Origin of the sequence: uncultured Algoriphagus sp., from assembly GCF_963974835.1 — a bacterium.
Classification (GTDB): domain Bacteria; phylum Bacteroidota; class Bacteroidia; order Cytophagales; family Cyclobacteriaceae; genus Algoriphagus.
In genome coordinates this window covers 379,177-392,539 of sequence record NZ_CAXBET010000001.1, presented here as the reverse complement: position 1 = coordinate 392,539, position 13,363 = coordinate 379,177, and the positions used below count along the sequence as shown (strand labels likewise).

The following is a 13,363-nucleotide window of genomic DNA, read 5'->3' as shown; positions in this document are numbered from 1 at the left end:
AGTACAATGTACCATGTACAAAGTAGACATCACCATGGTCTATTCACTATCAACTAAAAACTGAATAAAATGTCTGAAAATAGAAAACTTATAAAAATCGCTACTGCTGGCTCGGTCGATGATGGCAAGAGCACGCTAATCGGTAGATTACTATACGATACTAAGTCGCTGACCACAGATAAAATCGAAGCAATCGAACGTAGCTCTAAGCAACGAGGATACGATTACTTGGATTTTTCCTTGGCAACTGATGGATTGGTGGCTGAGCGTGAACAGGGCATTACCATTGACGTTGCTCATATTTATTTCAATACTGCGAAGACAAACTTTATAGTAGCTGATACACCTGGCCACGTGGAGTACACAAGAAATATGGTAACTGGCGCATCCACTTCTCAAGTGGCGATCATCCTGATTGACGCAAGAAAAGGTGTAATCGAGCAAACATACCGACACTTCTTTATTGCCAACCTGCTTCGAATCAGCCATGTGGTTGTAGCTGTCAATAAGATGGACTTGGTCAATTATGATGAAGAAGTATATCTAAAGATCAAAGCTGATTTTGACGCTTTGGTAGCCAAATCTGATTTTGCAGAAGATCAAATCACTTTTATACCGGTCTCAGCTTTGAAGGGCGAAAATATAGCTCGCAAATCAGATGAGATGCCATGGTATGTGGGAAATACACTTCTAGATCATTTGGAAGTACTTGAGCCAGCGGATCTTGAGCCAAGTTCGGTTGCGAGATTCCCAGTGCAATATGTAATTCGCCCAAAAACGGAAGCTTGGCATGACTTCAGAGGTTTCTCTGGAATGCTTTATGGTGGAAGCTTGAAAGTTGGAGATGAAGTGACGCTTCTTCCCTCGTTGAATATTTCCAAAATCAAAAGCATTCACTACTTCGATCAGGAAATTGAAGAAGCCGCTCCAGGAAGCTCTATTGCAATCACACTGGAAACAGAAGTTGATTTGAGTCGCGGGGACATGTTGGTAAAAAGCTCGGCAGTTCCACGGAGTGAAAAGCAAATTACCGCTACGATTTGTCAAGTAAACAGCAAGGCCCTGACAGTTGGCAAAAAATACATACTACAGCACGGAGTGAATCGTGTAATGGCGAAAGTCGATCAGATTGAATCCAGAATTCACACTGATTTCACTGGGAGTGAACATGCGCATTCGCTCAAGTTGAATGATATCGGACGTGTACATTTCCGCCTGAATAAGCCAATTCATTTTGACCCTTATAAGTCAAATAAATCTAATGGAAGCTTTATCCTAATAGATGAAGCGGAGTACGATACCGTTTCTGTTGGATTTATCGAATAATCCAATTTGGTTTAGGAATAAACCTTTAACTCAACTCCAAACCACAAACCTATTACCGCCATGCAAAGCTTTAGAACCGAACTAGAAAATCATATTGTAGAACAAGATATTATTGATTTAGAAAAGAAAATTGCTCTTTTCAAATCAGGAAAAATCGACGAGGAGAAATTCCGTAGCCTTCGTCTGGCACGCGGTGTATATGGACAGAGACAGCCTGGAGTGCAGATGATTCGTATCAAATTGCCATATGGTCGAGTTTCTTCCGATCAGTTGCGCAGGATATGTAAAGTCTCTGACGAATATTCTACAGGTAGATTGCATATCACCACGCGTCAGGATATTCAGATTCATTATGTGAGTTTGGATCGTACGCCTGAACTGTGGGCGGAATTGGAGCGCGACGATGTCACTATCCGTGAGGCATGTGGTAATACTGTCAGAAACGTCACTGCTTCCGAAACTGCCGGCATTGATCCAAATGAGCCATTTGATGTGACTCCTTACGCAAATGCGGTATTCAAATACTTTTTGAGAAATCCTATTTCTCAGGAAATGGGTAGAAAATTTAAAATTTCCTTTTCCTCCTCAGATGATGACACTGGGCTAAGTTACTTGCACGATTTAGGCTTTATTCCCAAAGTTAAAGTAATTAATGGCCAGTCAGTTCGTGGATTCAAAGTGATGCTAGGTGGAGGACTTGGATCCCAGCCACGTCATGCGGATGTGTTTTCAGAATTTGTGGAAGCTGACCAAATCATTCCTTTTGCCGAATCGGTGATCCGGATTTTTGATCGCCATGGAGAGCGGGCAAAAAGAATGAAAGCTAGAATGAAATTCTTAATCAAAGATCTTGGTTTGGAAGCTTTTTTAGAATTGGTGGAAAATGAGAAAAAAGCACTTCCATTCAAGTCATATCCAATTGACTTTGAAGCGTACGAAGCTTCACAATCGCTTCCTGATGCTCCTGCTGCTCCTGTAGAGGAGGAGCTAGGTTTGGATTTTGAGCATTTCAAACTCACCAATATTTTGCCACAAAAGCAAAAAGGCTTTGTCTCGGTGGGTGTAAGAGTTCCTCTTGGAGATTTCTATACAGATCAAGCAAGAAAACTGGCAGATTTGGTAGAGAAGTACGCAAATGCTGAGGTACGTTTTACTCTTCGTCAAAACTTCCTTATCCGGGATGTCCGTGAGGATTTGATTCCATATTTCTACAAAGAGCTGAAGGAAATCGGTTTGGCTTCTGCCGGTTATAATTCTTTGGGTGATATCACCGCTTGCCCAGGTACAGATACTTGTAACCTTGGTATTGCCAGTTCAACAGGAATTGCAGCGGAACTAGAAAAAGTAATACTTGCTGAATATCCCCAATACCTGAAAAATCAAGATTTAGTGATTAAGATCTCAGGCTGTATGAATGCTTGTGGTCAGCATAATATGGCGCATATTGGCTTTCAGGGAATGTCTATGAAATCTGGAAAAGTTGTTATTCCTGCTCTTCAAGTACTGCTTGGAGGTGGAAATATGGGTGATGGAAATGGACGTTTTGCAGATAAAGTGACAAAAATCCCAAGTAAAAGAGGTCCTCAGGCATTGAGAATCTTATTGGATGATTTTGAAGCTAATGCAAATGGTCAGGATTTCCTAAGCTATTACGACGAAAAAGGTCAGATCTATTTCTATGAATTATTGAAAGAACTGGGTGATGCTTCTACGGTGACTCCTGCCGACTACGTGGATTGGGGGAATACAGAAGAATATAAAATTGCAGTGGGTGTGGGTGAATGTGCCGGTGTGGTACTTGACTTGGTAGCTACCTTGCTTTTGGAAGCAAAAGAGAAAATCGATATCGCTCAAAAATGTCTGGAAGAGGGTCGCTGGTCAGATAGCATTTATCATCACTATGCAGGCTTAATCAATGCTGCGAAAGCAATTTTATTAAGTGAGAGCTTAAGTGCGAATTCTTACGCAAATATTATCGCACAGTTTGACGAAGCGTTTATTGCAACAGGGAAAATCAATTTAGGAGGAACCTTCTCCGAAAAGATTTATCAGATCAATCAAAACGAGCCTACTGAAGATTTTGCAAATGCTTATGGAGCACAGGCCTTGGAAATCTACGGTTTGCTGAAAAGCTACCGTGAGGAGGAAGTCACTGCATGAAACCTGTCATTCAACCAAAAGTAACGCTGGTAGGAGCTGGTCCAGGAGATCCTGAACTCATCACGCTGAAAGCTGTTCTTGCATTGAACAAAGCAGATGTGATATTATATGATGCGCTAATTGATCCTGTTCTACTTGATCACGCACCTGAATCTGCACTTAAAATATTTGTAGGGAAAAGAGTAGGAAAGCATTCTTTTCCTCAGGATGACACCAATCAGCTTTGCGTCAGCTTGGCAAAAAAGCATGGACATGTCGTTCGTCTTAAAGGAGGAGATCCATTCGTCTTCGGACGCGGATCAGAGGAAATCGAATATATTGAGGCATTTGGTGTTCCTACTGAGATGATTCCAGGGATTACTTCTGCAATTGCCGTTCCTGCATCAGCTGGAATTCCGGTGACAAAAAGAGGGGTTTCAGAAAGCTTTTGGGTCATTACTGGAACCACTTCTTCGGGTGAACTTTCCAGAGATTTGGCACTTGCAGCGCAATCTACAGCAACTGTTGTGGTACTAATGGGCACCAGGAAATTAGCTGAGATTTCTCAAGTTTATAGGAAGTTTGGTAAGGCTGATTTACCAATTGCCATTATACAAAGTGGCACTACAAGAGATGAGAAGATCACTGCTGGATACATTGGTGACATTGAGCAAAAAGCTTTTGAGAATAAAGTTGAAGCCCCTGCAATCATTATAATTGGCGATGTTGTTCGTGAAAGCATGAAATTGCCTGAAGTGTACCGCGAGGTAGTTAAGTACAACCATTGAGGTGTTAGGACATTTCGAAGCGAAGCAAGAAATCTCTACAGGTTTTTGACTTCTGGACATTCTGGCATTATCACTTAATTTCGAACATGGAATAATAAATTCTGAATATTGAATTTCAGGAAATCTCAAATTTGATATTTCTAATCTCAAACCTTATGAATCACCTATACCCCATATTTCTCAAAGTTCACGAACTCAACGTGCTCCTGATCGGAGGAGGAAATGTGGGTACGGAAAAGTTGGAATTCCTCTTAAAATCAAGTCCCAATGCTCAGGTAACTGCAGTTTCTAGAGAATTTTCGCAGCCCTTCCTTGATCTAGCTTCGACTACTGATTCTGTGACTTTGATAGAGGATGTTTACCATGAGAAATATCTTGGCGGGAAGCATATCGTAATTGCCGCCACTGATGATAAACTTGTAAATCGGCAGATTAGAGACGAAGCTAAAGAACGCTTTTTGTTGGTGAATGTAGCTGATACTCCGGAATTATGTGATTTCTATTTGGGAGGAATCGTTACTAAAGGAAACTTGAAAATAGCCATTAGTACCAATGGCAAATCCCCTACAGCGGCAAAGCGCCTCCGACAATTATTGGAAGATGTGCTACCGGAGGAATTGGATGATTTGCTTAATAATTTAAATGCTTACCGTGAAACTCTCAAAGGGGATTTCGAATACAAAGTGAAAGCAATGAATGAAATTACTGAGGGGTTGGTAAAGAAAAATTAAAAAATGGGCTCTGAGATTAATCAGAGCCCATTTTTTAATTAATTTTTAAGCCAAACAGAGGCCTAAGAAACTTCAACCTCCTGATCAGTTCATACGTGCCAAAGCAGCCGAATAGAGTAAAACTAAATACAAGGACAAACTGGGCTATCGTGGGAAGCGGTAAAGGGAATATCAAAACTGAACCCAAGTACAAGAAAACCATGTGCAGAATATATACTGGGTAAGCAGCTTGGCTGAGGTAAGCTAAGGCTTTTCCAGGATTGTTCAGATACATGCTTCCAAACGCAAATACTGTCAGAATCCAACAAAGTGATTCTGCTGCCAGTAAATAAACCGGAGTTAGGGGGCCGAATTGAATCATTCGGAAGAGATACAAGCCCAACGCAATTGCCACAAAGATCCAACGCCATCTTCTGATCATCTTCCAGAAAGGCTCTCCACTGAGCACAAAGCAAAATCCAAAGAAGAAAGCCAGAATACCAATAAAGACGCCATGCCAAGTCATGGCATATAATTCAAATGGAACCGGCTTAATTAGCAAGACTTCTACAATGAACGCTGCCAATACGAGCAGCAACCCTAGAGGATTACTGAGCATTTTTTTGATCCATCTGGCCAGCTTTCCTGATTCATTTTGCTTTAGGTAAAACAGAAGTGGTGATAATACTATGACATAACAAAAGATATTACCTAAAAACCACAGGTGGCCAGGTGCCCAGACGTAGTTCAGAGACATATCATAATAGTAGCTGAATATCAAAATATGCAACGGAACTATCGCAAACATTCCAAATACATAAGGAAGCAAAATCCTATAAGTACGCTCACCGATCAATTGCTTCCAGCTACGCTTTCGCATGGCGAAATAAACCCCCATACCTGAGACAAAGAATAGTAAAGGAATTCTCCAAACATTCAGAAGAGACATGGCAAGCCATAGTTTGTCTAAGGCTTCTGGGGATGTGATGAAGCCTATCATTCGGCCCCAAGACTGAAAGCCAATGGAAATATGATATATCAAAAGTAAGCCGATTGCTATCACTCGAATCCAATCAATATCATATCTCCTAGCTGAAGTAGGCTGAAATTCTTCCTGCATTACTGGAGCATTTTGGCAATTTCCGGACGAATTTTCTCTAGATATGCATAGTCCAGTTTTAGACCCATAGGTTCTAGAGAATTGCCCATCACATCATACACATCCTTTACAGCAGCAAATGGAGCAGACACATTATCCAGCGCAGTGGTGTTGTATTTATTTTTTATGGTTTTGTCCGCGCCTTTTTCCAAAAGCATTTGGACGATTTCTGGCCTGCCAAAAAACGCCGCTGAAATTAGTGCTGTAGACCCATCGTTGTTTTGGAAGTTGATGTCTGCTCCTCCTTCAATTAGAAGTTTGGCCGCTTCAGGCTTCCCAAATACAGCTGCTGTAATCAAAGGACTCGACCCCCCAAATGGATCTTTTTCATTCAAATCACTGCCGGCAGCTATATGCCCCTTGATTGCTTCAAGGTTATTGGTTATTACTGCAGTCTGCAGATCTACTTGAGGCGCGTCTGCTTTTTTCTCTGTAGAAGAAGCGCAGGAAGCCATTATAATTAGTGTAACAAGGAGTGCAGGTGCAACTAGTCGATAAATTGAAATTGATGTTTTCATAGAAGTTTTCATTTGATTTTTATTTATGACAAAGTAAAATCAAGGCGCAGCGCAGTACTAAATAGCCTTGCTCACAAATGCATAAGAGATCAGGAAACCGATATAAATTATGATGCACCAGTATAAATTATGATGCAGAAAGCTATTTACGCTAGCTTTTGATAGGTGAAAAAATGACTATGCAATCTTCCGAAGCAATGTTTATTCTTAGGATTTTCCTCTAGTTTTACTGTATGGTCACGAGCTCTCCACAGGACAAAGAATTCTTGAATCAGCTAATTGCGATAGTAGAATCACATATCGCAGAGGAGGATTTTGGAGTAGCTGAGTTAGCCGAGGCTATGAACATGAGCCGATCTAATCTGCTCAGGAGGGTCAAAAAGGCAGTTAACATTTCCGTAAGTCAGTTAATCAACCAAATCAGGTTGGAACGAGCTATGGAGATGCTTCGAAATTCAACCCTTAACGTTTCGGAAGTTTCCCACCAAGTTGGATTCAATAGTCCTTCGTATTTTATTAAATGCTTTCGTGAGTACTATGGTTTTCCTCCGGGAGAGGCAAATAAGCATGTCGTTGTTGACCCTGTAGTCCCTAAAGAAGAGGGTTCGAAATCAAAATCATCCAAGGGCTTTTATTGGATTTTGGCTACCATTGGGTTGGTGCTTTTGGCTGCGATTTGGTGGGCATTTAATTCTGAGATTTTTGGGGAGCAAGTCGCAAAGGAAAAATCAATTGCTGTATTGCCTTTCAAAAATGATAGTGCAGACTCGAGCAATGTCTATCTCATCAATGGCCTGATGGATGCCACGCTGAACAATCTCCAAAAAATCAAAGATCTGCGTGTACTTAGCCGTACTTCATCTGAGAAATACAGGGAAAGTACTAAGTCCATTCCTGAGATTTCCGAAGAACTTCAGGTCAGCTTCCTAATCGAAGGAAGCGGACAAAAGATTGGTGAGAGCATCGTGCTGAATATTCAGCTGATCGATGGAGCTAGTGACAAGCATCTTTGGAGCAAGCAATATAGGCGAGAAGTGAGCGACATTTTTGCCCTCCAGCAGGAAATATCAAAGGATATTGCCGAGAAAATCCAAGTGATCATCACGCCTGAAGAGCGAAATCGGATTGAGAAAGTTCCCACAGAAAACCTGCAAGCCTACGATTTTTTCCTAAAAGGTTTGAATCTCTTAAATGAAGGCGGAGATGACAATCTTCTTTCTTCATTAGATTATTTCAAGGAAGCCATCAATGAGGATAAAACTTTCGCTTTGGCATATGCATACACTGCTGTGGCGATGTATTATCATGATGTCTTTCGGGAAGAAAAAGTTTATCTGGAAGAGATGGCGGTCAATGCAGATCAGGCAATACTTTATGATCCTACCTTGGATGAGAGTTTAAGAGCCAAAGCACTTTATTACATGCTGAAAAAGGATTTTAGCAAAGCTCTTCCATATCTGGAAAAAGGATTGGAGTACAATCCGAATTCTGCCCAACTACTTATTTTACTGGCAAGTTATTATGGCGTTTACATGCCAAATACCGGGAAATACCTGGAATACGCGATAAAAGGTTTGCGTTTGGACATTGCTTCAATGGATTCTGCATCCGCAAGCTACCGTTATTTGGAACTGGGGAATGGTCTGATTCAGGCAGGTTTCGTAGACGAATCGCTGGAATATCTTGATCGTTCTCGGGCATATTTTCCCGATAATGCATTTGCAGGCTATGTAAGAGCATTTGTAAGCTATGCCAAAACCAAAGATCTACGCGAAACCCGAAATCAGTTGAAAGCGGAGTTTTCTAAAGACACTTCGAGAATTGATATCCTGCAGGATTTGGGAAAAGTCAGCTATTACCTACGGGAATATGATTCTGCCTACTTTTATTACGAGCGATTAGATCGAATTCGGGAACAACGAAAGCTTGATGTCTATGTACATGAAAACATGATTATCGGCATTACTTATGAAAAAGTAGGACTTCCCGAAAAAAGCCGTGAGTTCATACAGAGTTATAAAGAATATATTGAAGGAGATCAAACTATTTATAGGACTTTGGGACTGTCGATGTACTATGCTTATATGGAGGACTTTGATAAAGCACTTGAGTATCTGAAGCTTTTTGAAAAAGAGGATAATATCCTGTTCTGGGTAGTTTTATTTCTTCCCGAAGATCCAATCATAGATAAGTTTAAACACAACCCGGAGTTCAAAAGAATCTGGGCTGAAATCGATAAAAAGTTCTGGGATAACAATAGTAAAATCCGATTGCAGCTGGAGGAAGAGGAACTGTTATAGCATTGGGAATAAATTTTATGATTATCCGAAGTCAGTAAACTTAATTGCTTTTGTGGTTGGAAGTTCGAGGAAGGATGATCGGAGTCTTGAATGAAATAGGTCTGCCAATAGTCACATACGGGCAGATTCTCAAATTCCCGGTATTGTTAGACTTCCAGTTTTTTATTTCCTCCAGTTCCCGTATTTTTGGGCTTCCTTTAAATAACGCATTACCAACTTATATTTATGGCATATCTATTTACCTCAGAGTCTGTTTCTGAGGGGCATCCAGATAAAATCGCAGATCAAATCTCTGACGCGTTAATTGACAATTTTTTAGCCTTCGACCCAAATTCCAAAGTAGCTTGTGAGACGCTTGTGACGACTGGCCAGGTATTCTTGGCTGGAGAGGTGAATTCTGACATTTACCTTGACGTGCAGAAAATCGCCCGTGACGTGATTAACAGAATCGGTTACACTAAGAGCGAGTACATGTTTGAAGGGAATTCCTGTGGAGTACTTTCAGCTATTCATGAGCAATCTTCAGAGATAAATCAAGGTGTGGTTCGTCAGAGTCCGGAAGAGCAAGGTGCAGGTGATCAGGGAATGATGTTTGGTTATGCCACCAATGAAACTGAAAACTACATGCCTTTGGCTTTGGATCTATCACACATGATCCTTCGCGAATTGGCAGAGCTCCGAAGAGAGAATAAAGATATTACCTATATCCGGCCTGACTCCAAAGCTCAGGTAACTATAGAATATTCTGACGATAACGTGCCTCAGCGTATAGAAGCAATAGTGGTTTCTACTCAGCATGATGATTTTGATGAGGAAGGGAAAATGCTCGCTAAAATCAAATCCGATATCATCAATATTTTGATACCAAGAGTAATTGCTAAGCTAAAACCGGAAATACAAAAGCTTTTCACTTCAGAAATAAAATATCACATCAATCCTACCGGTAAGTTTGTAATAGGTGGACCGCATGGTGACACAGGTTTGACAGGTAGAAAAATCATCGTAGATACTTATGGAGGCAAAGGTGCACACGGTGGAGGAGCTTTCTCTGGCAAGGATCCTTCAAAAGTTGACCGTTCTGCAGCTTACGCCACGCGTCACATAGCCAAAAACATGGTCGCTGCAGGTCTTGCAGATGAGGTTTTGGTTCAGGTTTCTTATGCGATTGGAGTTGCCAAGCCAATGGGTATTTATATTAATACCTACGGAACGGCCAAAGTCGATATGCATGATGGAGCTATTGCGAAGAAAATTGAAGAAATCTTCGATATGCGTCCATATGCTATTGAACAACGCCTGAAACTGAGAAATCCTATCTATGAAGAAACGGCTGCTTATGGTCACATGGGTAGAAAAAATGAAGTAGTAACCAAAGTGTTCGTCTCTCCTTATAGAGATGAGATTAAACTCGATGTGGAGTTGTTCACTTGGGAAAAACTAGACTACGTGGATACGATTAAATCCAAGTTTGGACTTTAAAAATAAAGGCTTCCGATTTTAAATCGGAAGCCTTTATTTTTAGTAGCAAGATTTTTAGAATTCTCAATTCAAGATTCTGAGATGCGAGGAAGTGTCAATCTAGCTCCTTATGTCTAACTACTTATGTCTTAAATAAACATCTCCTCAATCAACTCAGTGTAGAATTCCCTTACTTCCATTCCTATAGCTTTCACTTGCTGTGAAATCAAACTGGTTTCAGTTTGTCCTGGAACAGTGTTTACTTCGATAAAGTAAAATTTGCCTGTTTCATTTTGAAGGAAGTAATCTACTCGGATCGCACCTTTGCAGTTTAATTTTTCATAGATCTTTGCAATTATCCGATTTACACGGGCAACTTCTTCATCAGACATTCTTCCTGGCGTGATTTCCTCTGTCACTCCGGCAACGTATTTTGCTTCATAATCAAAGAATTCTTTGCTGCTTACAATCTCCGTTGCAGGAAGAACAGTGATTTCTCCTTTACCTTTATAGCAGCCAATAGAAAACTCCCGCCCTGAGACAAACTCCTCTACCAGCACCTGCTTATCTTCGGCAAAAGCTTTTCCCAAAGCTTCAGGCAATTCTTCCCAGGTTTTAACTTTACTCATACCGATAGAGCTTCCTCCATTATTTGGTTTGATAAAAAGAGGCAAAGTCAGTTCATCTTGTACCCGCTTTAGGTTTTTAGCAGAGTTTTCAAAAAGCTGAAGTGATTTAGCAATGTGCAGTTCTTCGATATCATCTACGATGGCTTTTGTATACCCTTTATTCATCGTAATGGCTGAACTCAGCTGATCACAAGTGGTGTAAGGAAGCCCTATCATATCGAAATAGCCTGCTAGCTTGCCATCTTCTCCCGGTGAGCCATGAAGGATGTTGAACACTCCGTCAAAGGTGATTTTGTCATCACCGATTCTTATACTGAAGTCGTTCAAGTCCACTGGGATTTTTTCTCCTGAGGCAGAAAAAAAATGCCAATCTCCGGGATAAATCAGGATTTTGTAAACGTCGTAAAGATTACGGTCGATAGTTTTCTCTACCACAGCTGCACCTTTAAGAGAAATCACAGATTCTCCAGTATATCCACCTGTCACTAAGGCTATTTTTCTCTTCATAGTTATTTTACTTAACATTGCGAATTACTTGAATTTTCAGGGAAGGGAGAAGCAAAAAATTAAAGTTGTGGCGTTTATTTTAGGGATGAAATAATTTATTGCCTGGTTGTTTATGATTATAATTAAGTTTTGTCAATTGTTTTGTAGCGAATTATTATTTGTATTCGTATGTAGTTTAGTTGTTAATTATTCTGACTTTAAACCCAATTTTTAATGAAAATCTCTAGGCTTTTTTATTTCATTTATATTTTTAGCGGACTCTTATTCATTGGTTGCGAATCTTCTACTGATCCCGAACCTCGATTATTACTCCAAACGGTGGGATTTGAAGGGAATTTGCCCGACGGCCAAACAGTCAGTTTCCCATCAGATTACGAAGCTAATAGTGAACCTTTGGCATTTAGTTATAGAAATGATCCTGATTTTAATGGAGAGGTATCTGAAGGAAATGTGGCTTCCCATTACATGCATTTAAATGATCTAACTAGAGATTTTAAAATTTCTTTGAGACTTCCAGAACTTAAATGGTCGGATGTTGCCGATGATAGCTTTAAATCAAAAGCCGTTTTTGAAGAAATTTATTCTTATCAAAAAGTTAAAGAGGTTCTCAGCATAGGAGATAAGAAAATCGATGATTTGGAGGAGGGCGGAGAAGTAGTATCGGATTTGTTCAAAGTTTTCTACGCTTCGCCCGGCATTGAGTTTACTTATGAATCAGGTTTGTATAATTCTTTTTATCCTGTGGACGATCAGGAAGACCCAAGCGATAATTATTTTAAAGTAGTCCGCCAGCAAGAGGGCTTTTATAAGAATGCTAGGGGAGAAGAAAAAAGATTGTTGGTGGTAGAGATTGAACTGAAAGTGAATATGTACAAAACTGAAAGTGGTGAAGGTCTGGTACTAAGCCCCCCTATTGAAGGCAGATTGATCTTAGCTTTCAAAGAGTTTATTCCAGAATGGGCGGAATGATATTAATGCTAAATTCTTAATGGATTTTATCATTCTTTCTTATAAACGAATTAGTTGAAAATTTTAATAATTTCTAAATACATTACTTAAACCCAACTCCTATGAAACTCAGTAAGCTTTATTCTTTAGTGTATGTTTTTGGTGGTCTCTTATTCTTCGGTTGCAATTCTTCTGAGGATCCTGAACCTAAATTTCGTCTTCAATCAGTAGGATTTGAAGGGATTTTACCAAATGGTCTTGAGTTTGGCAAGGTTGATATTCGTTCTTCTAATGGGCTGACTACTTCCTCTCAAATGGAGGCAGACGGAGTATTAAAAATGGGTGGAGCACATATTTTATCAATCCGTAATCCTGAAAATGGGTTGACTCTTTCTGTTGAGCTTCCAAGTGTTGATTTTTCTGAGCCTATTATCGTTAATGAATATTCAGCGGAAGTATTAAAAGCGCTTTTCAATGAGGAATATCCTTATGAATTGGTTTTAAGCAAGCTTTTGGAAGAAAAGAATAAAGCTATATCCGATCCTACATATAATTCGATTACTAACATAAGTTTTCAGTATTCAAATATTAAGGAATTCTATAATTATATACACTTCAATCCAGATCCTTTGGATGGGGGGAGAGTGCAAGTAATGGATGTCATCGAAGGGATAGAAGAAAATATCTCAGGTCAACCTGTCAGGAAAATTGAAGTAATATTTGATTTCGATCTTACTATGGAAGCTTCAGGGAGTGATGTTATTCCACAGTCAGGACAAATGAAAGGAACTGCAAGATTTAAGTACAGAGAGGATTTTTATCAGGGAGAATTTGAAAATTAGGATTGTCGAAACGCATTTCTTCCCCGCAGATAACTTACT

11 protein-coding genes are annotated in these 13,363 nt (G+C 40.0%); 8 read left to right on the top strand and 3 right to left on the bottom strand.

Translation table 11 applies throughout. The annotated features are described in order from the left end of the window. Positions 1-69: 69 nt before the first annotated feature. From AACZ73_RS01770 to AACZ73_RS01755, 4 genes are all read left to right on the top strand, one after another. The gene (locus AACZ73_RS01770) at positions 70-1,326 is read left to right on the top strand and encodes a GTP-binding protein (protein WP_339874852.1); all 1,257 of its coding nucleotides are present in this window, start codon (positions 70-72) and stop codon (positions 1,324-1,326) included. Between the two features lie 60 nt (positions 1,327-1,386). Further along, on the top strand, positions 1,387-3,486 hold the full coding sequence (locus AACZ73_RS01765; protein ID WP_339874850.1) for a nitrite reductase: 2,100 nt from the start codon (positions 1,387-1,389) through the stop codon (positions 3,484-3,486). After that, entirely contained in the window at positions 3,483-4,253 is a 771-nt protein-coding gene (gene cobA, locus AACZ73_RS01760; RefSeq protein ID WP_339874848.1) for a uroporphyrinogen-III C-methyltransferase, read from the top strand. The genes AACZ73_RS01765 and cobA overlap by 4 nt, the downstream gene beginning before the upstream one ends. A gap of 155 nt (positions 4,254-4,408) precedes the next feature. Beyond that, positions 4,409-4,984, top strand: a complete 576-nt coding sequence (locus AACZ73_RS01755; RefSeq protein WP_339874846.1) for a bifunctional precorrin-2 dehydrogenase/sirohydrochlorin ferrochelatase — start codon at positions 4,409-4,411, stop codon at positions 4,982-4,984. Between the two features lie 34 nt (positions 4,985-5,018). Here AACZ73_RS01755 and AACZ73_RS01750 read toward each other — a convergent pair whose 3' ends face one another. Continuing rightward, positions 5,019-6,083, bottom strand: a complete 1,065-nt coding sequence (locus AACZ73_RS01750) for an acyltransferase family protein (RefSeq protein WP_339874844.1) — start codon at positions 6,081-6,083, stop codon at positions 5,019-5,021. After that, positions 6,083-6,640: an ankyrin repeat domain-containing protein gene (locus AACZ73_RS01745; RefSeq protein WP_339874843.1), complete on the bottom strand. Its 558-nt coding sequence runs from the start codon at positions 6,638-6,640 to the stop codon at positions 6,083-6,085. The genes AACZ73_RS01750 and AACZ73_RS01745 overlap by 1 nt, the downstream gene beginning before the upstream one ends. 233 nt (positions 6,641-6,873) lie before the next feature. Between AACZ73_RS01745 and AACZ73_RS01740 the strand changes: the two genes are divergently transcribed. Both AACZ73_RS01740 and metK read left to right on the top strand, forming a co-directional pair. Next, entirely contained in the window at positions 6,874-8,940 is a 2,067-nt protein-coding gene (locus AACZ73_RS01740; RefSeq protein WP_339874841.1) for a helix-turn-helix domain-containing protein, read from the top strand. 225 nt (positions 8,941-9,165) lie between these two features. Beyond that, on the top strand, positions 9,166-10,419 hold the full coding sequence (gene metK, locus AACZ73_RS01735; RefSeq protein ID WP_339874839.1) for a methionine adenosyltransferase: 1,254 nt from the start codon (positions 9,166-9,168) through the stop codon (positions 10,417-10,419). Between the two features lie 128 nt (positions 10,420-10,547). Here metK and AACZ73_RS01730 read toward each other — a convergent pair whose 3' ends face one another. Beyond that, the gene (locus AACZ73_RS01730; RefSeq protein ID WP_339874837.1) at positions 10,548-11,534 is read right to left on the bottom strand and encodes a D-alanine--D-alanine ligase; all 987 of its coding nucleotides are present in this window, start codon (positions 11,532-11,534) and stop codon (positions 10,548-10,550) included. A gap of 213 nt (positions 11,535-11,747) precedes the next feature. On the opposite strand from AACZ73_RS01730, the gene AACZ73_RS01725 reads away from it, so the two are divergent. Together AACZ73_RS01725 and AACZ73_RS01720 are read left to right on the top strand one after the other, a co-directional pair. Next, positions 11,748-12,503 (top strand): hypothetical protein, encoded by a 756-nt coding sequence (locus AACZ73_RS01725; RefSeq protein WP_339874836.1) that lies wholly within the window; start codon positions 11,748-11,750, stop codon positions 12,501-12,503. Positions 12,504-12,604: 101 nt separating this feature from the next. Continuing rightward, the gene (locus AACZ73_RS01720) at positions 12,605-13,324 is read left to right on the top strand and encodes a hypothetical protein (protein ID WP_339874835.1); all 720 of its coding nucleotides are present in this window, start codon (positions 12,605-12,607) and stop codon (positions 13,322-13,324) included. Positions 13,325-13,363: the final 39 nt, after the last annotated feature.